The sequence below is a fragment of the Streptomyces sp. AM25 genome (genome assembly GCF_058146165.1).
On sequence record NZ_JBKIWN010000026.1, the window covers coordinates 66614 to 85568 of the forward strand.

Sequence of the window (18955 nt, forward strand, 5' to 3'; positions counted from 1 at the left end):
GCACATGAACACTCAGCACACCGCAACCGCCTGCCCGTTCGCCCTCGATCCGGCCGCTTCCGACGTGCACGGCGAGGCGGCCCGGCTGCGCGCCCTCGGGCCCGCGGCGCGCGTCGAGCTGCCCGGCGGCGTGCAGGCCTGGTCGGTGACCGACTCCGCCCTGGCCAAGCGGCTGCTCACCGACGCCCGCGTCTCCAAGGACGGCCACCGGCACTGGCCCGCCCTCCTCGACGGCGAGATACCCGAGAACTGGCCGCTGCGCATGTGGGTGGACGTGCGCAACGCGCTCACCGCCTACGGCGACGAGCACACCCGGCTGCGCCGGCTGCTCGGCACCGCCTTCGGGCCGCGCCGCGTGCGGGCCCTGGCCCCGGCCATCGAGAAGATCACCGCCGAACTCCTCGACGGACTCGCCCCGGACGAGGACGGCGTGGTCGACCTGCGCGCCGGGTTCGCGTGGCTGCTGCCCCTGCGCGTCGTCAACACCCTGCTCGGCGTGCCCGACTCGATGCACGACGCCTTCCGCACCGCGATCGGCAGCCAATTCGACACCAGCGTCTCCGAAGCGGAGTCCGTGGCGAACGCGCAGGCGCTGTACGGGCTGCTGACCGAGCTCGTCGCCGTCAAGCGGGAGACCCCGGGCGACGACGTGACCAGCGTGCTCATCGACGCACACGACGACGAGACCGGCACCCGGCTGAGCGAGCAGGAGCTGCTCGACAGCCTGCTGCTGCTCATAGGCGCCGGGCACGAGACGACCGTCAACCTCCTCGACCAGGCCATCGTCGGCCTGCTCACCCACCCCGGCCAGCTGGACCTGGTCCGCGAGGGGCGGGCCGGATGGCCGGACGTCATCGAGGAGACGCTGCGGAACCAGTCGCCGGTGGCGACGGTCCTGCCGCGCTTCGCGGTCGAGGACATCCACGTCCCGGAGTCCGGCGTGACCATCCGCCGGGGCGAGATGATCGTGATCAACTTCGCCGCCATCGGACGCGACCCGCGCGTGCACGGCGAGGACGCCGGCCGCTTCGACATCGTCCGGCCGGGCCGCCGCGAGCACTTGTCCTTCGGTCACGGCACGCACTACTGCCTGGGTGCGGAACTGGCCCGGATGGAGGCCCGGATCGCCCTGTCGGCGCTCTTCGAGCGGTTCCCGGACCTGTCGCTCGCGGTACCGGCGGAGGAACTGCTGCCGCTGGAGTCGTTCATCTCCAACGGCCACCGCACACTGCCGGTCCGCACCGTCAGGGGCTGACCGCGTCGAAGCCGTAGCGCAGCGGCTCGGCGGTGACCCGCAGGTCGCGGCGGTAGACGTACATCGCCGCCACCTGCAGGGCGGGGCCGGTGGCCGGCGGGTTGTCGACGCTGCACGGCCGGGTGACCTGGACGACACCCGGCCGGTCCGCCACCCGGATCCGCAGGCCGTCGGCGGGCCCGCCGTCGAGGACCGCCGTCTCCCACACCGTCACACCGTCCTGAGTCATGATCGACACCATACTTCAGCACTTACGCAAGTATGCAATCCCCGAGCATGCAACCCCATTGGCCGGGCATGCGTCCGTGAACAGTACAGACGTAGCACCAACGGAAGGCAGGACCATCACCATGGGCATCCTCGGCTGGATCATCCTGGGGCTGCTGGCAGGCGCGATCGCGAAGATCCTGCTTCCCGGCCGCGACCCGGGCGGCTTCATCGGCACCACGGCCATCGGCATCGCGGGAGCGTTCCTCGGCGGCTGGCTGTCCGCCAAGTTCCTCCACAAGCCCATCGCCAAGCACTTCTTCGACGCGCCCACCTGGGGTGCGGCGATCGTCGGCTCGCTGGTGCTGCTGATCGGCTACCGGATCCTCTTCGGGAACTCACGGGACTGAGCGAATCCCGGTCCGCCCGCTTTTCACCCGATCGCGTGATTCCGGGCGGATCATAAGCAGAGCACACCCGGCGTCCCCCACGCTGTGGGGCGTGGCGCGCGAAACGTACGCGATCGACGTGGACCGGCTGCTGGCGTTCGCCGATGCGGTGACCGCCATCGCCATCACCTTGCTGGCACTCGAACTCCATGTGCCCGACGGCCTCCCGGCGGCGGAGCTCGGCCACGCCCTGCACGAGCTGCTGATCAAGGTCTATGCCTATCTGCTCACGTTCGTGGTGATCGGCCTGCTGTGGCTGGGGCATCACAAGCTGTTCGGCATGGTCGCCACGCTCGACCGCACCATGGTGCGCCTGGAGCTCGGCCTGCTGGCGGTCCTCGCCGCGCTGCCGTTCCCGACCCGGCTGCTGAGCGAGTACAGCCGGACGGCCGCCGCCACCGCCGTCTACGGCGGCGCCCTCGCGACGATCTCCGCCCTCATGACGGTCATGTGCCTGCGCCTGCGTCACCCCGGACCGCTGCGCGCCCTCGGGGTGACGCAACAGCAGGTACGGCAGGCCGTGTACGGCAACGCCACGCTGGCCGCCGCGTTCGCCACGTCCGTCCCGGTGGCCCTGGTCTCGCCCACGCTGGCCAAGTACTGGTGGTGGCTGGCCTTCCTGGCCCGGCTGACGCCCCGCTTCAGGCGAGCAGCCACGTGATCAGCGACAGCGTGCCGAACGACAGCAGCGTCGACCACACCACGGCGTCCCTGGCCACGTCGGTGCGCAGCCGGTACTCGGCGGCGTAGACGAAGGCGTTCTGCGCCGTCGGCAGGCCCGCGCACAGGGTCACGTCCAGCAGCGTGTGCCGGTCCAGCCCGAAGGCCCAGCGGCCGAGCGCGTAGGCGGCCGCGGGCTGCACGGCGACCTTCAGCGCGACGAGGACGAAGCGCTCCGTGAGTCCCTTGATGTCCGGAACCACCCGGGTGTTGAGCGACATGCCGAGCGCGAACAGCGCGGTCGGCACCCCGGCACCGCCGATCATGTGCAGCGGCTGGACGACGCCTCCGGGCAGCCGCCAGCCCGCTGCGGAGACGGCCACACCGGCCGCGGCTGAGCCGATGACCGGGTTGCGCAGGGGCAGTTGCACCAGGCGCCGCCAGCGGTCGCGCGCGCTCCGGTGGGCGTCGAGGTCGATGAGCACCAGGATCAGCGGGGTGACCACCAGCATCTGGAAGACCGCCGCGGCGGCGATGAACGAGGTGTCCCCCAGCACGCCGAGCGCCACCGGAATGCCGAGGTTGGCCGAGTTGACGTAGGACGCCGCCATGGCGTCGACGGCCCGGTCGGCCGGGCGCATCGGCCAGAGCAGCCGGGAGAGCAGCAGCGCCGCCGCGAACACCAGCAGCAGGCTGAGCGCGAACACGGCGACCCCGGGGTCCGCGACCTTGCCCAGGGGTGCCCGGGAGAGGGTGAGGAACAGCAGCGCCGGCATGGCGCACACGAACGCGAAGCGGGCGAGCACGGGTTGGGCCTGCGGTCCGAGGACCCCGGTGCGCCCGGCGCCCCAACCCGCGGCCGTCACGGCCCAGATGGGTACGAAACCCGATATGACCGATTGCACAGCACCCCACCCATTCGCCGGACGTCCATGATCCACCGCTCACAGTTGCATGCATGCTTTACGGAATCCACGGAGGTCGCGTACAACTGCGCGGTCCCGCACGGGTAGGGCTCTCCACCTGCACCGGGACGACTGCACCACGACGACAGGGGGATGCCCGTGAAGCGGCGGGACCGGCTGCGGTACTGGTTCGACAGCACGATGGACCGCGGTACACCGGCCCTGATCGGCTGGCTGGCGCTCGCCTCCGTGGTGCTGATCGCCTTCACCGCCACGCTCGTCGTGCTGTTCACCGACACCGACACCGAGCGCAACGGCGGCTGGCTGGGCGTGGCCTGGATGAGTCTGCTGCGCGCGCTGGACCCCGGCACCATGGGCAGCGACACCGGAACCCCGGTGTTCCTGGGGCTGATGCTGCTGGTGACGGTGGGCGGCATCTTCATCGTCAGTGCGCTGATCGGTGTGCTGACCACAGGCCTGGACCACCGGATCCAGCAGCTGCGCAAGGGCCGTTCACGGCTCCTGGAGCGCGGGCACACCGTCGTGCTGGGCTGGTCGGAGCAGATCTTCACGGTGGTCGAGGAGCTCGTCGAGGCCAATCAGAGCGAGCGCCGCTCGTGCGTGGCGGTCCTCGCGGACCGTGACAAGGTCGACATGGAGGAGCAGATCCGGATGCGCGTCCCCGACACGGGCCGCACCAAGGTGATCTGCCGGTCCGGCAATCCGCTCAAGCAGGACGACCTGGAGCTGGTGAGTCCGGACACCGCCAAGTCCGTCATGGTCCTGCCGGCGTTCGGGCCCGACGGCGACACGACGGTCATCAAGATACTGCTGGTGCTCAACAACAGGTCCTGGGCCAAGGCCCGTCCGCCGGTGGTGGCCGCAGTACAGGACACGGGGAACCTGGCGGCCGCCCGGCTCGCCGCGGGCCCGAGCGGCCTGGTCATCGACGCCGACGACCTCGCCGTGCGGCTGGTGGTGCAGTCGCACCGGCAGACGGGGCTGTCGACGGTGTGGAACGAGCTGCTGAGCTTCTACGGCAACGAGTTCTACATCCACCGCGCCCCGGCGCTCACCGGCTCGTCCTACGGCGACGCGCTGAACCGCTACCAACTGGGCGTCCCGGTCGGGCTGCACCGGGGTGACGGCCGGATACTGGTCAAGCCGCCGATGGACACGCTCATCACCGCGGACGACAGGATCGTCGTGGTGGCCGAGGACGACACGCTCGTCCGGCTCGCCCACGCCGCTCCCCCGGTCGTCGAGCAGGCCATCGTCCGGTTCGCCCACAGGCCGCCGAAGCCCGGCCGGACGCTGCTGGTCGGCTGGAACGCCCGGGCCCGCAAGACAATCGAGATGCTGGACCGGTTCGCCCTGCCCGGCTCGGTCCTCGACGTCGCCTGTCCCGTCCGTCCCGACGGGTTCGAGGACATCGCGACCGTGCATCTCGCCCTCGGGCACAAGCCCTGCACACCCACCGGCCGACAGTCGTTGGAGGACCTGTGTCCCGACGGCTACCGGCACATCATCGTGCTCTCGGCCGACACCGCCGACCCCGAACACGCCGACAACCGCACCCTGGTGACGCTGCTGCACCTGCGGGACATCGGAGTCGGCCTGGGCGACCCGTACTCGATCGTCTCGGAGATGAACCACGACAACAACCGCGAGGTGGCCCAGGTCACCAGGGCCGACGACTTCATCGTCAGCACCAAGCTCGTCAGCCTCCTGCTGACCCAGCTCTCCGAGGACGTGGACGTGTACGCCCTCATCAGCGCGCTCTTCGACCCCGAAGGAGCGGAGATCTACCTCAAGCCGGCCACCGACTACCTCCGGCCCGGCGCCGAGGCCACCTTCGCCACCGCCGTCGAAGCGGCCCGGCGGCGCGGGGAGACCGCCATCGGCTACCGGCTCGGCTGCGACCGCGACGTGCCGCCCGGCTACGGCATCCACCTCAATCCGCCGAAGGCCGCGCCGCTCACCCTCCACGAAGGAGACCACCTGGTGGTCCTCGCCGATCAGCAGTGATCAGGGGTCGCCGGACCCCGGGGCCGGTGGCAGGCTGATCGTATGGGCCGGCCCAACGAGGAGGTCGAGGCGCTGCTGCAGGAGTACGCGGACCTCGTCGCGATCTCCGGCGGCGACGCCTTCAAGGCGCGCGCCTACGAGAAGGCCGCCCGGGCCATCGGCGGCCATCCCACGGACGTCTCCACGCTCGACGTCAAGGGCCTGCAGGAGATCCCCAACGTCGGCAGGTCGATCGCCGAGAAGGTCGTGGAGTTCCTGAGCACGGGCCACGTGGCCGCCCTGGAGGAGACCCGGGCATCGGTGCCGGCCGGGGTCCGGGAGCTGCTGGCCATCCCCATGCTCGGGCCCAGGAAGGCCATGACCCTCTACGAGGAGCTGCAGATCTCCTCCGTGGAGCAGCTGCTGGACGCCGTCCACGAGCAGCGGCTGCGCGGTCTGAAGGGCTTCGGGGAGAAGACCGAGGCGAACATCCTGCACGGCATCGCCCTGATGCAGAAGGCCGGCAAGCGGATCCTGATCAGCGCCGCCATGGACGTGGCGGACCAGGTGGTCGCAGACCTGTCGCAGGTGGAGGGGTGCGAGGGGTGCACGTACGCGGGGTCGCTGCGGCGGATGCAGGAGACCATCGGGGACGTCGACGTGCTGGTGGCCGCCGAGGAGTCCGGCCCGTTCATGGAGGCCTTCAGCAGCCTTCCGTACGTCGCCGAGGTCATCGCGGGCGGCCGGAAGAAGACGTCCATCCGCACCACCAAGGGCCTGCAGGTCGACCTGCGGGTGCTGCCGCCGGACTCCTGGGGGGCGGGCCTGCTGTACTTCACCGGCTCCAAGGCGCACAACATCCGCGTCCGCGAGATCGCGGTGCGGGACGGGCTCAAGCTCTCCGAGTACGGCCTGTTCCGGACCGAGGACGGCGCGAAGGTCGTCTCGGAGACGGAGGAGGAGATCTACGCCCGGCTCGGGCTGCCCTGGATCCCGCCCGCCCTGCGCGAGGACCGCGGCGAGATCGCGGCCGGGCTGCGCGACGAGCTCCCCGAGCTGGTGGAGGAGGGCGACATCCGGGGCGACCTGCACACCCACACCGACCTCACGGACGGCCTCGCGTCCCTGGAGGACATGGTCGAGGCGGCCGCCGCCCGCGGCTACGCGTACTACGCCGTCACCGACCACGCCCCGAACCTGTACATGCAGCGGATGACCGACGCCAAGATCCTGGCGCAGCGCGAGAAGGTGCGGAAGCTCGACGGCAAGCACCGCCGGATGCGGCTGTTGCACGGCACCGAGCTCAACATCGGTCCGGACGGCGAGGTGGACTGGCCGGACGACTTCCTCGCCGGATTCGACCTGTGCATCGCCTCGGTGCACTCGCACTTCCGCCAGAGCCGGGCCGAGCTGACGCGGCGGCTGGTGCGCGCCTGCGAGAACCCGCATGTGGCCGTCCTGGGCCATCCCACGACCCGGCTGATCGGCAAACGGCCCGGTATCGACGCCGACTTCGACGCGGTCTTCGAGGCGTGCGCGCGGACGGGCACGGCTCTGGAGATCAATGCGCACCCGGAGCGGCTGGACCTGTGCGACGAGGACATCCTGCGCGCCAGGCGGTACGGCGTGAAGTTCGCCGTGAACACCGATGCGCACGCCACGACGCACCTGCCGTACATGCGCTACGGCGTGGGCACGGCGCAGCGCGGCTGGCTGACCAAGGACGACGTGATCAACACCTGGCCCCTGCAGCGGCTCCGGCGTTTCCTGGCCGGGCCGCGTACATGATCGTTGGGGAGGAATTCACCCTTCCGGCTCTGTCGCACGGCGATGCACGGTGCTGTCATGAACGCAACACCCCGGAATCGTCCGGGTCTTCACCGTGCGGAGCCCCCCATGACCTCCCTGCGCCGTCTCACGGCCGCGGCAGCATGCCTGCTTCTCCCGGCCACCGGATTGATCCTCACCAGTGGCACCGCTCACGCCGCCGGCACCTCCACATGCAGCCAGTCGTACTTGCCGCTGCCCGACCCGTCCTGCCAGCCCGGTGCCTACAACCCGGACGTCACCCAGGAGACGATCGACTCGACGATCTGCTCCCCCGGCTGGACGAAGACCGTCCGCCCGCCGGTCTCGTACACCAACAAGCTCAAGGCCCGGCAGATCACGGAGTACGGGTACGACGACACCGACCCCTCCGACTACGAAGAGGACCACTTCGTCCCGCTGGAACTGGGCGGTGCGCCCAGAGACACCAAGAACCTGTGGCCCGAGCCCCGCTACGGGGACGAGCAGGCGGGCGACAAGGACCAGGTGGAGAACAAGCTCAAGAAGGCCGTCTGCAACGGCACCGTCACCCTGGACGCCGCGCGCAGCGCCATCGCCACGAACTGGACGACGGCGCTGGCGAACCTCGGCCTGGAGTAGTCCTAGCCCAGCGCGATGCCCTGCTGCAGTGCCCGGCCCGCCCGGATCTCCTCGGCGGACAGCGTGACCGTCCCCTCCGGGTCGGGCCCCGGTTCGAGCTGGGTGCGTCCGGCCGCGTCGCTCAGCTTCACCAGCAGGGCGACCAGCAGCCAGTTGGCGAGCATCGACGAACCGCCCTGGGCGAGGAAGGGCAGTGCCTTTCCGGTGAGTGGGATGAGACCGCTGGCACCGCCGGCCACCACGAAGACCTGCAGGACGAGCGCGGCCGCCAGGCCCGCGGCCAGCAGCTTGCCGAAGGGGTCGGTCAGCACCAGGGCGGTGCGCAGCCCGCGTTCGGCGAGCAGGGCGTACACCAGCAGGAGGGCCAGCACGCCTGCTGCGCCCAGTTCCTCGCCGACGGTGGTGAGGATGAAGTCGCTGCGGCCCGCGAAGCCGATCAGCCACGGGTAGCCCTGGCCCAGGCCGGAGCCCAGGACGCCGCCGCTGCCGAAGCTGAACATCGCCTGGGCGCCCTGCTCGGAGATCAGGCCGGGCGGCGGGTGGGGCAGGTAGATGTCCATCGGGTGCAGCCAGGCGACCACCCGGCCGTGCACGTGCGGTTCCATCGAGCCGACCACTCCGGCGCCGACGGCCGCCAGCAGCAGGCCGATGACCACCCAACTGGTGCGCTCGGTGGCCACGTAGAGCATCACCACGAAGATCCCGAAGAAGATCAGCGAGGTGCCCAGGTCGCGCTCGAAGATCAGCACCAGCAGGCTGGCGGCCCAGATGGCCACCACCGGGCCGAGGTTGCGGCCGCGCGGCAGGTACATCCCCAGCACCCGGCGGCTGGCGAGGGCGAGCGCATCGCGCTGGACCATCAGGTAGCCGGCGAAGAAGATCGTGATGACGAGCTTGGTGAACTCGTCCGGCTCGAAGGAGAATCCGCCCAGCCGGATCCAGCGCTTGGCCCCGTAGGTGTCGCCGGGGAAGAACGCCGGGGCCGCCAGCAGCACCAGCGCGCCCGCCATGAGCACATAGGTGTAGCGCTGGAGGATGCGGTGATGCTTGAGGCCGACCGTCACGGCGACGAAGGCCGCGACGCCGATGCACAGCCACATCACCTGGCCGCCGGCGACGGGCGCGGACTTGTACTTGGCCGCGTACGAGATGTCGAGCCGGTGCAGCAGCACCAGGCCCATCCCGCTGAGGAACACCGCCAGGGGCAGGATGAGCGGGTCCGCGTACGGGGCGAAGCGCCGCACGGCGAGGTGGGCCAGCACGGCGACCGCGCCCAGCCCGCACACCTGCAGGGCGAACGTACCGGGGAGCCCCCCGTGCAGGGCGCACTCCGCGTCGGCGTCCGCGAACGCGGCGGTCAGCACCGCGAAGAGCACCAGCACCAGCTCGGTGTTCCGGCGGCGCCGGGCCCCGTCGGCCCCGGCGCCCGTCGGCACCCGTCGCGCTCCCGGCAGGCCCCGGCCCGTCCGGATGTCAGTCAACACAGGGAATTCCCCCCATTTTCACGGTCGGTCCCGCCTGATTGTCGTCCGACGCGGACGAGGACGGGCTCGGGTCCGGTGAAGAGTCCCCCGCAGGGGCGGACGACTGTCCGGCGGACGGAGTCGCCGAGGGCGTCCCCCCGGACTTGGCGTCGGTGCCGGCGGACGGGGAGGAGGACGGGGCCTGGCCGGTGGCCGCCTGCACGATCTCCTTGATCTTGTCGGGGTCGACGAGGTTCACGTCCTCCCCCGCGCGCGTGGCGAACCCGGTGATGGGCAGGGTGTGGAAGTCCACCTTGCCGCCGGTGAGGCTGGGGACCTGCTGCATGAAGTCCAGGACGTCCCAGGAGCTGTCGAGCACGACGTCCTTCTTGACGGTGTCGAGCAGGCCCTGGAGCTTGCCGAGGTCGCTCCAGACGCCCTCGGACTTGAGCTTGTGCGTGACGGACGACAGGAACGCCTGCTGGCGGTGGGTGCGGTCCAGGTCGCCGTTGTCGAGGCCGTGCCGCTGGCGCACGAAGGCCAGCGCCTGCTTGGGGTTGAGCTCCTGCGGGCCGGCGGGGAAGTCGGCGCCGGAGTACTTGTCCTTCACGGGGTGGTTGAGGCACACCTGGATGGGCTGGAGCACCTTGGCGATGTCGTAGAAGCCCAGCAGGTTGACCTCGGCGAAGTGGTCGATCGGGACGCCGAGGACGTTCTGCACGGTCGCCAGCGTGGCCTCGCGGCCCGCCTCCCGGCTCCGGCTCTCCAGGTCGGCGCCCTTGACGCCCTGCGCGTCGAGTTTCTCCCGCTCCTTGGTGTAGGCGATGGAGTACGCCTCCTTGATCTTGAAGTGCCCCTGGGCGGAGCCGTCCCCGTTGAGGGTCTGCACATAGTCGTCCCGCGGGACGGAGAAGGCGGTGGCCCGGCCGCCGTCCGCAGGTATGTGCATCAGGATCAAGGTGTTGGTGTTGTAGTAGCCGATCTCGCTCGACCCGGCGTGCAGTTCGTCCTGGACGAACTCCTTCGGCAGGTCGTTGCCGTCCATGTCCTTGCGGGAGTCCAGGCCGATCAGCAGCAGATTGACCGAGTTGTCCAGGTGCTTGGGCGCGCGCTTGCGGACCGCGTCCAGTGCGTCGGACGTCTTGAGCCCGTTGGTCAGCGAGTGGTGCGCGAACCAGCCGATGCCGCTGACCGCGAGGACGGCCGAGGAGACGGCGCACACCACGAACCGGGCGGCCACGACGGACCGCGTCGTCTTCCTCTTCGCGTTCTTCGCGCCGCGGGCGCCCCGGCCCTGCTCATCCTTGCGCTGGGACATCCCCGCTCCTCCCACGACGGCGGGAGCGGACGGAACGCACCCCCACAACGATCAACACGGCGGCCTCCGCGGCCGCCATCGCCGGAAACGCATCCACGGCCCAGCGCACCGCCTCGGCCGGCAGCGCCGCGCCCTTGCCGGAGGACGTACCCGTGACGAGTGCCACAGCCATCGTCACGACGGCGGCCACCAGGGGCGGCGCGGGGACCACCCACCACAGCTGGGCCGGCCGGACGGTCGCCCCCGCCCAGACCGCGGCCAGCACCAGCCCCGCGGCGAAGGCCCAGCCCACGTGCGGCCCGGCGGCCCGGTCCGCGCAGGCGCCCAGCACCGGCAGCAGCGGGGCGATCAGCAGCGCCCGGCGGGCGGGGCCCCCGCCCTTGCAGGCGCGGTGCGCCCCCCGCCCCCGGCGTCCGGCGGGCGGGCCGCCGGACGCTCGCGGCGCCGGGATCGTTCCCGGATCGGCCGAGGTCACCCTGGGATTGGTCACGGTCACACCCCCACGCTCAGGCCGGTATCGCCCGACGTCGTTTAAGACGGTCGTCTGCGAGACTTGGTGCGGCACACTTTGATTGCATACTTGCGCAACTTAGCAAACTACAGCGCCGTCGTGCGCCGCGCACGCCTCCTCACCAGCAATGGAGCGGAAAAACACACAGCCGCCGCACAGGGATGTGCGGCGGCAGCTCGGTGTGACGGGGGTCAGGAGACGTTGACGGCCGTCCAGGCGGCGCCGACGGTCCGGTACTCGGTGCTGTTCGCGCCGTAGAGGTCCGAAGCCGCCTGCAGGGTCGCCTGGCGGGCGCCCGCGTAGTCGGTGCTGGAGGTGAAGTACGTGGTCAGCGCCTTGTACCAGATGGCCAGCGCCTTGTCCCGGCCGATGCCGGAGACGGTGGAGCTGTCGTAGGTCGGGCTGTTGTAACCGACCCCGTTGATCGTCTTCGCCCCGCTGCCCTCGGAGAGCAGGTAGAAGAAGTGGTTGGCGATGCCGGACGAGTAGTGCACGTCCACGTTGCCGGCGTCCGCGCTCCAGTAGTCCAGCGACGAGCCGTCCTTGCTGGGCTGGTCCATGTAGCGCAGCGGGGTGCCGTCGCCGTTGATGTTGATCTGCTCGCCGATGAGGTAGTTGCCGGGGTTGTTGGCGTTGTGGGCGAAGAACTCGACGCCGGTGCCCATGATGTCGCTGGTCGCCTCGTTCAGGCCGCCGGACTCACCGCTGTAGGTCAGGCCCGCCGTGGCAGAGGTCACACCGTGCGTCATCTCGTGCCCGACGACGTCGAGCGAGGTGAGCGGGTGGCTGTTGCCCTGGCCGTCGCCGTAGGTCATGCAGAAGCAGGAGTCGTCCCAGAACGCGTTCACGTAGTTGCTGCCGTAGTGGACGCGGGAGTAGGAGGCGACGCCGTCGTTGCGGATGCCGCTGCGGCCGAAGGTCTGCTTGTAGAAGTCCCAGGTCTCCTGCGCGCCGTAGTGCGCGTCCACCGCGGCGCTCTGATTGTTGCTCGCGCTGCCGTTGCCCCAGATGTCGGAGGAGCTGGTGAAGAGCGTGCCGCTGCCGGACGTGCCCCCGCCCAGGTCCGTGGTCTTGTGGCCGCCGCGCGTGGAGTCGAGCAGCTGGAAGGAGCCGCCGCTCTGCGCCGTGGTGATGTTCACGTTGCCGCTGTAGACGCCGGTGCCCGTGCCGGTCTCGATGCCGTCGAAGGAGTACAGCTTCTTCCCGGTGGTGGCGTCGGTGATCACGTGCAGCTGGCTGGGGGTGCCGTCCTTCTGGACGCCCGTGACCACGGACTCCCACGCCAGGACGGGCGTGCCGGAGGCGGCCCAGACGACCTTGCGCACGTTGTTCTTCACCGGGGCGGCCAGCTTCTCGTCCGAGGCGTGGGCCATCGCCTTGTCCTGTGCCGCGGTGGCGGAGACCTTCGGGGTGGTGCTGGGCACGGCGATCTTGCGCGAGGTCGCCTTGGTGACGCTGCGCTTCCCGCCCTTGACGTGCACGACGAGGTCGCCGCCGAGGACGGGCAGCCCGGCGTACGTCCGCTCGTAGCGGGTGTGCACGGTGCCGTCGGCGTCCTTGACGACGTCCTTGACCACCAGTCGCTCCTGCGACCCCAGGCCCAGCGAGCGGGCGGTGGAGGCCACGCCGCCCTTGGCCGTCGATATCAGCGCGGCGTGCTGGGCGGGCGTCTGCCGGGCGGTCGCGGCGCTCCGCGCAATGCCGGGGTCGGCATCGGCGATCCCGGCCTGGGCGCCCAGCGCCACCATGGCGGCCATGGCGACGAAGGCAGCGCTCATACGCGTGCGGCGGGACGTGCCTGCGACGTGGGGGGTGGATCTCACGCGAACTCCTCTGACCCGGCCACCGGTCGGCGGCCTGCTCTGACCCGGCGACGGAATGCCGCCGGGGTGGTGCCTGTCCTGCGTTCGGTGGGGTGCTCGCGCACGTTCGCCACCGGGCGGGCCCAAGAGCCGTCCGGGGTCTGCGGTGCGAGTGGGGTGAGCTTGCCATCGAACAGGCGTCGTTGACAGGTCCACGAAGAAAAACTTGGTCGTGAGTTGACCGATGAGAGCGAGAAGGTGTCCGTTATCCGGAATCAGGAAGCGGAGCCCACCATTTCGCGTCGACTCTCATGGCTGCCCCGTCACCGTCCGTGAAATCAGCCGGACTTGGCCTCCACCACGGCCTCCACGACCGACAGCGTCGAGGCCGTGGGCACAATGCGCGTCAGGCGCAGGCCCGCTGCGGACATCAGGCGGCGGAACTCCTCCGCGCTGCGCTCTCGCCCGTTGAGCGACGTCATCATCAGCACGTCGAGGATCTTTCCCGGGTGCGGCTCGTTGCCCTGCGGAATGACGGCGTCAATCGCCAGCAGGCGGCTGCCGGTTGTCATCGCGGCACGGCAGGAGCGCAGGATGCGCAAGCAGTCCTCGTCGTCCCAGTCGTGCAGGATCCGCTTCATGAGGTAGACGTCGGCGCCGGAGGGCACGGAGGCGAAGAAGTCGCCGGGACGCACCTGCCAGCGCCCGGCCAGCTCCGGCCCGTCGAGGGTGTGGTCGCGCAGCACCTGCTCCCGGTCGTAGAGCACCCCGCTCAGGCCCGGGTTGCGCAGGAGGGTCCGGCGCAGCAGCCCACCGCGGCCGCCGGCGATGTCGACGACGGTGCCGTGCTCCGGGAAGTCGCAGGCGGCGGCGATGACGTCGTCCTCGCTCGTGGAGAGGCCCGCCATTCCGGTGTTGAAGACCTCGGCGGCCTGCGGGGTGCGGGCGAGATGCTCGAAGAACGACGCCCCGAAGATCTCCTCGAAGACCGTGTGCCCGGCGCGGACGGTGTCCTCCAGGCGCTCGGCGGGCTTCCAGAACGTCTCGTCCGTGAGCAGGAGCACCGCGGTGCGCAGGGAGGAGGGCCCGTCGGAGCGCAGGAGTCCGGCGGCCGGGGTGAGCCGGAAGGCGCCCGTCGCGTCCTCGGCGAACACCCCGCGCACGGCCAGCAGGCGCAGAGCGCGGCGCAGATGCGGGGCGCTGACGCCGGTGAGAGAGGCGAGTTCCTCCGCGGTGCGCGGTCCGGAGGCGAGGTGGTCGGCCACCCCGAGGCGTACTGCAGTGCGCAGGGCGGCGGAGTGCAGGTAACCCAGGGCGTGATCGGTGAGCAGCACGGCGAGGGATTCCTCGGCATCGCGGTGCGGCCGGGCCTCGTCCATGGCTGTCCCTCCTCCGGCAACGCGTCGGGCACCACCCTGGCCGGGACGGCCTGCGGGCACCAGAGCGCCTTTCCGCCACGCGGGCGGGGGGATTGCGCCGTCACCACGGGCGGGACCGCGGGTTGCCGCATCGCATCCGCCATGCCGGGCCGGATCGGATGCATGGCCAGATACCGCTCTATGTAAGCGATTGGCCGGTTTTAAAGCCATGGTGTTGCCAGGGAGCCGGCACGAGGAAATGATCACCGCTCGTATCGACCTGATCACTCATCCAGGAGCCGAGACGTGATACGCCGAGCCGCTCTCCGCGGCCTCACCACCGTCGCCGTGACCGCGGCCCTCGCCCTGCCGCCCCTCGCCCAGGGAGCCCAGGCGGCCGCCCCGGTGACGGCAGCCGCGATCAACGCGGACGACGGCAACCCCTTCCGCGGGACGGACACCGCCGTGCGCACGGTCGACCACCCCTGCCAAATCCGACTGGTCGACAGCGACTTCACGCGCCCCCACCCGCGCGTCGACGTCCGCTACGGCGACCCCGGCCACCCGGACCGGGCCCGCGTCGTCGCCTCGGCGGCGACCCTGCTGTAGCGAGCCACCGGCCCCGCCCGGCTCCGGCGGCAAGCCCCGCCGGGCAGGAGACCGAGTCGCGCCCCGCCCTCCCGGCGGCCACTACGGTCACGGCCGGCGACGACCGCACCGCCCACCACCATCTCCCGCATCACTGCATCCCCTTCCGCCTCGCGGCGGCGGCCATCCTGCCGCTTGCGCAGTGACGCAGGACAGCGCGGCCACGGCCCTGCGCGACAGCCCGTCGCACACCCCTCCATCGCGCCGCGCTCTCGCATGCCCCCGTTTCACGGGATTCCACTACAAGGGAGTTACTGCTTTTCATGCATAGACGTCGGAGATTTCTCGCCTTCGCCACTGTCGGTACGGTCGTCTGCACCGCCGGCTTCATGCCGTCGGCCAGTCAGGCCGCCGGCATCGGCGACGGGGAAAAGAACGGGTCCTACGCCGCAACGCACGGCCTGACGGCGGATGACGTCGAGAACATCAACGCACTGAACGAAAGAGCTCTGACGCTGGGTCAGCCCGGCAAGCCTCCGGCCGGATTCCCGCCGAGCGCCAGTCCGTCCTTCCGGGGCGACGCTGTCGGCGACAGGGAAATCCCTCCCGCCGAGCCGCTCAACAGGATGCCTGACCCGTACCGGGCCTACGGAGGCAGGGCCAATACGATCGTCAACAACTACATACGCAAGTGGCAGCAGGTCTACAGCCAGCACGACGGCAAGATACAGCAGATGACCGAAGAGCAGCGAGACAAGCTGTCCTACGGTTGCGTCGGCGTCACCTGGGTCAACTCGGGCCCCTACCCGACGAACAAATTGGCATTCGCGTCCTTCGACGAGGACAAGTACAGGAACGGCCTGCAGAACACCAGACCCCGACCCGGGGAAACGCAGGCGGAGTTCGAGGGGCGCATCGCCAAGGGCAGCTTCGACGAGGGGAAGGGTTTCCAGCGGGCGCGCGATGTGGCGTCCATCATGAACAAGGCCCTGGAAAACGCCCACGACGAGGGGACCTACATCGACAACCTCAAGACTGAGCTCACGAACAGCAATGACGCTCTGCTCTACGAGGACAGCCGCTCGAACTTCTACTCGGCGCTGCGGAATACACCGTCCTTCAAGGAAAGGGACGGAGGCAACTACGACCCGTCCAGGATGAAGGCGGTCATCTACTCGAAGCACTTCTGGAGCGGGCAGGACCAGTGGGGCTCCTCCGAGAAGAGGAAGTACGGCGACCCGGATGCCTTCCGGCCCGACCAGGGTACCGGCCTGGTCGACATGTCGAAGGACAGAAACATTCCGCGCAGTCCCGCCAGACCCGGCGAAGGCTGGGTGAATTTCGACTACGGCTGGTTCGGGGCTCAGACGGAAGCGGATGCCGACAAGACCATATGGACCCACGCCAACCACTATCACGCGCCCAATAGCGACCTGGGCCCCATGTACGTATACGAGAGCAAGTTCCGGAACTGGTCCGCCGGGTACGCGGACTTCGACCGCGGAGCCTACGTCGTCACGTTCATACCCAAGAGCTGGAACACCGCCCCCGCCAAGGTGAAGCAAGGCTGGCCGTGACAGAACCGGCGTGATCGTCCGCACTCGGGCAAATGACGGGCCCCCTCCACCAGTTGGTGGAGGGGGCCCGTTGCCATGACCGGGATCCGGGGTTTACCGAGACATTTCACCCATAGTGACCCATTGATCACTTCGACCAACACGTAGTCACGATGCGGGACACATGAACAGCTGTCAGCATGAGCAAGCTCGGTCCGGTCCTCGTGCTGTGGAGGTTCGATGCGTGCAGGTGTCGTGGTCGCCGCGCACCCCGGTGTGGAGGATCTCGCCGTGCAGGCCGAGGAGTTGGGCTTGCACAGCTTCTGGGTCAACGACACCCCGATGGTCCACGGTGACCCCTTCGTGGCCTTGAGCCTGTGTGCGAAGGCCACCCGTCGTATCCGGCTCGGCATCGGCGTGACCTCACCGGCGTTGCGCTCGGCCCCGGCCGCGGCGAGCGCCTTCGCCAGCCTCAATGCCCTGGCACCGGGCCGGATCATCTGCGGGGTCGGCACCGGGAACACCGCTCGGCGCACTCTGGGCATGCAGCCGACCACGGCGGCTGCGCTGGAGAACTTCACCGCGGCACTGCAGGATCTGTGCGCCGGGCGCTCGACCGAGTACCGCGAAGGAGACCGGGTCCGCGACATCCGGTTCCTGCACTCCGGGGCGCACGTGAACACCACCGATCCGATCGAGTTCGTCGTGGCCGCGCTGCACGGCCCCAAAGCCGCCGCCGTCGCCGGCCGCCGCGGCGCCGGCCTCATCTCCTTCGGTCTGCTCGACCCCACCGCCTGGCACGCGCTGCACGAGGTCCGCCGTCAAGCCGCCCCCGGCACACTCCGCGACTCCGACTCCTCCGCGGACTCCTACGTGGTCACCGCGCTCCACGTGCTGCGCGGCAACGAGGACTCCGACAGCGACGCGGCCCGGGACGCGACAGGCCACCTCGTCCTGTCGTTGCTGGACTTCGCCGCCGACACACCCGCCTTCGCCGGGCAACTCGGCCCCGACCAGCGCGAGGCGGTGCGACGACTTCTCGACCGGCGCGGCACCACCGCCACCGCGCCGGACCGGTACACCAAGCTCTACCCCAACTACCTCGGACGCATCGCACCGCAGGACCGGGACCTGGTCCTGCCCTCGCTGATGAACAGCGTGGCCCTCGTCGGCACCCGCGACGACCTCCGCACCCGCATCAGCGCCCTGGAACAGGCAGACGTCGACGAGCTCCTCATCCAACCGGTGATCGACCCGCCCACCGAGATGGCCCGGCTCGCCGAACTCCTCACCTGACGGACGAGCTGCCGTGGATGTCCTCCGTGCAGCCGCAGGCAGACCTCCGCACGACCGCCCTATGCCGCAGGCTTCTGCAGCCAGTCCGCCTCGGTGGTCCAGAACATCTGACGCGCGCCGAGGTAGTCGCGAGCGAAGCCGGTGAACCGCTCGCGGGTGTACGGCTTGCCGGTCTGGGGGTCCTTGGCGTTGATGTCGGGTTCCTGGACGGCCATCGCGACGAGCGGAAGGGCGTCCTTGTACTCGTGGAGGAACTTGTAGGAGTTCTCCATCTGGTACGGCCGGTCCGGCAGAGTGTCCGGTCCGCCGATGCCGATCTTCTTCTCCCTGGCGAGGTCGAACATTTCCTTCATGCGCTTGTGGTCGTCGTCGTCCGGCAGGAAGTTGATGTACTGAATGAACTGCGTCTTGGTGAACACCTTCTTGCCGAAACGCATGTTGTCGATCTCGGCGTCGATGTAGGACTTCGAGGTGTACTTGGTCTGATCCGTCTTGGTGTCCACCTCGACCGCGGTCTCCGGAAGGTTCACCCCGGCGAGCTTGCCGTCGAACTTCTCCGCCATCGCCTTCAGCATGGCCTGGAAGTCCGCCCGCACGCCCTTGTTCCACTGCGCGACCATGGCCCCGTGGGTGGTGGGGTTGTCGGGGTTCTCATCGATCGTCGGCGCGACCCCGCCCTCGTCCTTCACATACTGGGGAAGGTTGGCATCCTTCATGGATACGTCGAAGAACCGGTCCTGAACCTGGACGAACAGCTTCTTGTGGCGTTCCTGGAGATACTTCAGGGCATTGTCCAGCCGCGACCACTTGTACTCCCCCTTCTTCCCCTCAAGGGCCTTCCAGGGCACCACCATCTGCACGCCGCCGATGTCCTTGCGGTCAATCATGGCCTTGACCTTCGGATTCTCGCCGGACGTGGCATCCTCGAAGTCGCCGAGCGACATGTACAGATTGTCCGTCACCTTGCCCTGGGACACGGAGGCGGCGGCCTTCGCGGGGGCGGGAGCCGCGGCGGCGGCCCCGGCACCGGCCGTCAGGGCTACGGCCGTGAGGACAACAGATCCGACTGCACCACGTTGCGTCATCATGAACGGGACACTAAGGGTTGTCCCGTAACTGCTGGTCACGGGTGAGATGATCTTGATGTGGCTGG

At 69.6% G+C, this 18955-nt stretch carries 17 protein-coding genes; 9 read left to right on the forward strand and 8 right to left on the reverse strand.

Features of this window, described 5'->3' with window-relative positions; genetic code table 11:
- Positions 1-4 precede the first annotated feature (4 nt).
- Entirely contained in the window at positions 5-1255 is a 1251-nt protein-coding gene (locus tag ACLHRZ_RS29295) for a cytochrome P450 family protein (RefSeq protein ID WP_490421568.1), read from the forward strand.
- Here the strand turns inward: ACLHRZ_RS29295 and ACLHRZ_RS29300 are convergent.
- The gene (locus ACLHRZ_RS29300; RefSeq protein WP_490421569.1) at positions 1245-1484 is read right to left on the reverse strand and encodes a hypothetical protein; all 240 of its coding nucleotides are present in this window, start codon (positions 1482-1484) and stop codon (positions 1245-1247) included. The genes ACLHRZ_RS29295 and ACLHRZ_RS29300 overlap by 11 nt on opposite strands.
- 121 nt (positions 1485-1605) lie before the next feature.
- Here ACLHRZ_RS29300 and ACLHRZ_RS29305 point away from each other — a divergent pair, with 121 nt between their 5' ends.
- Positions 1606-1872 (forward strand): GlsB/YeaQ/YmgE family stress response membrane protein, encoded by a 267-nt coding sequence (locus ACLHRZ_RS29305; protein WP_490421570.1) that lies wholly within the window; start codon positions 1606-1608, stop codon positions 1870-1872.
- A 91-nt stretch (positions 1873-1963) separates the two neighbouring features.
- Positions 1964-2572, forward strand: a complete 609-nt coding sequence (locus ACLHRZ_RS29310; RefSeq protein ID WP_490421571.1) for a TMEM175 family protein — start codon at positions 1964-1966, stop codon at positions 2570-2572.
- Here the strand turns inward: ACLHRZ_RS29310 and ACLHRZ_RS29315 are convergent.
- Positions 2553-3512 carry an AEC family transporter gene (locus ACLHRZ_RS29315; RefSeq protein ID WP_490421572.1) on the reverse strand — a complete coding sequence of 320 codons (960 nt, stop codon included), beginning with the start codon at positions 3510-3512 and terminating at the stop codon, positions 2553-2555. The genes ACLHRZ_RS29310 and ACLHRZ_RS29315 overlap by 20 nt on opposite strands.
- Positions 3513-3629: 117 nt before the next feature.
- Between ACLHRZ_RS29315 and ACLHRZ_RS29320 the strand changes: the two genes are divergently transcribed.
- From ACLHRZ_RS29320 to ACLHRZ_RS29330, 3 genes are all read left to right on the forward strand, one after another.
- Positions 3630-5504: a CASTOR/POLLUX-related putative ion channel gene (locus tag ACLHRZ_RS29320; RefSeq protein ID WP_490421573.1), complete on the forward strand. Its 1875-nt coding sequence runs from the start codon at positions 3630-3632 to the stop codon at positions 5502-5504.
- Positions 5505-5546: 42 nt separating this feature from the next.
- The gene (gene polX / locus ACLHRZ_RS29325; protein WP_490421574.1) at positions 5547-7271 is read left to right on the forward strand and encodes a DNA polymerase/3'-5' exonuclease PolX; all 1725 of its coding nucleotides are present in this window, start codon (positions 5547-5549) and stop codon (positions 7269-7271) included.
- A gap of 108 nt (positions 7272-7379) precedes the next feature.
- Positions 7380-7910, forward strand: coding sequence for a hypothetical protein (locus ACLHRZ_RS29330; protein WP_490421575.1), 531 nt, complete (start codon positions 7380-7382; stop codon positions 7908-7910).
- Between the two features lie 2 nt (positions 7911-7912).
- Here the strand turns inward: ACLHRZ_RS29330 and ACLHRZ_RS29335 are convergent, their stop codons facing one another.
- The 5 genes from ACLHRZ_RS29335 to ACLHRZ_RS29355 all read right to left on the reverse strand — a co-directional run bounded on the left by ACLHRZ_RS29335 (position 7913) and on the right by ACLHRZ_RS29355 (position 14383).
- A complete protein-coding gene (locus tag ACLHRZ_RS29335; protein ID WP_490421586.1) occupies positions 7913-9346 on the reverse strand; it encodes an FtsW/RodA/SpoVE family cell cycle protein in 1434 nt (477 codons plus the stop codon).
- A 37-nt stretch (positions 9347-9383) separates the two neighbouring features.
- On the reverse strand, positions 9384-10691 hold the full coding sequence (locus ACLHRZ_RS29340; RefSeq protein ID WP_490421576.1) for an LCP family protein: 1308 nt from the start codon (positions 10689-10691) through the stop codon (positions 9384-9386).
- Positions 10672-11181, reverse strand: coding sequence for a DUF6542 domain-containing protein (locus tag ACLHRZ_RS29345; RefSeq protein WP_490421577.1), 510 nt, complete (start codon positions 11179-11181; stop codon positions 10672-10674). The genes ACLHRZ_RS29340 and ACLHRZ_RS29345 overlap by 20 nt, the downstream gene beginning before the upstream one ends.
- A gap of 212 nt (positions 11182-11393) precedes the next feature.
- Positions 11394-12980: a M4 family metallopeptidase gene (locus ACLHRZ_RS29350; RefSeq protein WP_490421587.1), complete on the reverse strand. Its 1587-nt coding sequence runs from the start codon at positions 12978-12980 to the stop codon at positions 11394-11396.
- A 362-nt stretch (positions 12981-13342) separates the two neighbouring features.
- Positions 13343-14383: a methyltransferase gene (locus tag ACLHRZ_RS29355; RefSeq protein WP_490421578.1), complete on the reverse strand. Its 1041-nt coding sequence runs from the start codon at positions 14381-14383 to the stop codon at positions 13343-13345.
- A 285-nt stretch (positions 14384-14668) separates the two neighbouring features.
- Between ACLHRZ_RS29355 and ACLHRZ_RS29360 the strand changes: the two genes are divergently transcribed.
- The 3 genes from ACLHRZ_RS29360 (at position 14669) to ACLHRZ_RS29370 (ending at position 17802) form a co-directional block, all read left to right on the forward strand.
- Positions 14669-14971 (forward strand): hypothetical protein, encoded by a 303-nt coding sequence (locus tag ACLHRZ_RS29360; RefSeq protein ID WP_490421579.1) that lies wholly within the window; start codon positions 14669-14671, stop codon positions 14969-14971.
- 302 nt (positions 14972-15273) lie between these two features.
- Positions 15274-16527 (forward strand): protein-glutamine gamma-glutamyltransferase, encoded by a 1254-nt coding sequence (locus tag ACLHRZ_RS29365; RefSeq protein WP_490421580.1) that lies wholly within the window; start codon positions 15274-15276, stop codon positions 16525-16527.
- A 219-nt stretch (positions 16528-16746) separates the two neighbouring features.
- Positions 16747-17802, forward strand: coding sequence for an LLM class flavin-dependent oxidoreductase (locus ACLHRZ_RS29370; RefSeq protein ID WP_490421581.1), 1056 nt, complete (start codon positions 16747-16749; stop codon positions 17800-17802).
- A gap of 59 nt (positions 17803-17861) precedes the next feature.
- Here the strand turns inward: ACLHRZ_RS29370 and ACLHRZ_RS29375 are convergent, their stop codons facing one another.
- Positions 17862-18890 carry a hypothetical protein gene (locus ACLHRZ_RS29375; RefSeq protein ID WP_490421582.1) on the reverse strand — a complete coding sequence of 343 codons (1029 nt, stop codon included), beginning with the start codon at positions 18888-18890 and terminating at the stop codon, positions 17862-17864.
- Positions 18891-18955 lie beyond the last annotated feature (65 nt).

Bases quoted from the DNA above. Each gene is read 5' to 3' on its own strand.
- ACLHRZ_RS29295 (WP_490421568.1), top strand. From the start codon at position 5: ATGAACACTCAGCACACCGCAACCGCCTGCCCGTTCGCCCTCGATCCG.
- ACLHRZ_RS29320 (WP_490421573.1), top strand. From the start codon at position 3,630: ATGCCCGTGAAGCGGCGGGACCGGCTGCGGTACTGGTTCGACAGCACG.
- ACLHRZ_RS29300 (WP_490421569.1), bottom strand. From the start codon at position 1,484: ATGACTCAGGACGGTGTGACGGTGTGGGAGACGGCGGTCCTCGACGGC.
- ACLHRZ_RS29330 (WP_490421575.1), top strand. From the start codon at position 7,380: ATGACCTCCCTGCGCCGTCTCACGGCCGCGGCAGCATGCCTGCTTCTC.
- ACLHRZ_RS29355 (WP_490421578.1), bottom strand. From the start codon at position 14,383: ATGGACGAGGCCCGGCCGCACCGCGATGCCGAGGAATCCCTCGCCGTG.
- ACLHRZ_RS29305 (WP_490421570.1), top strand. From the start codon at position 1,606: ATGGGCATCCTCGGCTGGATCATCCTGGGGCTGCTGGCAGGCGCGATC.
- ACLHRZ_RS29350 (WP_490421587.1), bottom strand. From the start codon at position 12,980: ATGAGCGCTGCCTTCGTCGCCATGGCCGCCATGGTGGCGCTGGGCGCC.
- polX (WP_490421574.1), top strand. From the start codon at position 5,547: ATGGGCCGGCCCAACGAGGAGGTCGAGGCGCTGCTGCAGGAGTACGCG.
- ACLHRZ_RS29375 (WP_490421582.1), bottom strand. From the start codon at position 18,890: ATGATGACGCAACGTGGTGCAGTCGGATCTGTTGTCCTCACGGCCGTA.
- ACLHRZ_RS29340 (WP_490421576.1), bottom strand. From the start codon at position 10,691: ATGTCCCAGCGCAAGGATGAGCAGGGCCGGGGCGCCCGCGGCGCGAAG.
- ACLHRZ_RS29365 (WP_490421580.1), top strand. From the start codon at position 15,274: ATGCATAGACGTCGGAGATTTCTCGCCTTCGCCACTGTCGGTACGGTC.
- ACLHRZ_RS29370 (WP_490421581.1), top strand. From the start codon at position 16,747: ATGCGTGCAGGTGTCGTGGTCGCCGCGCACCCCGGTGTGGAGGATCTC.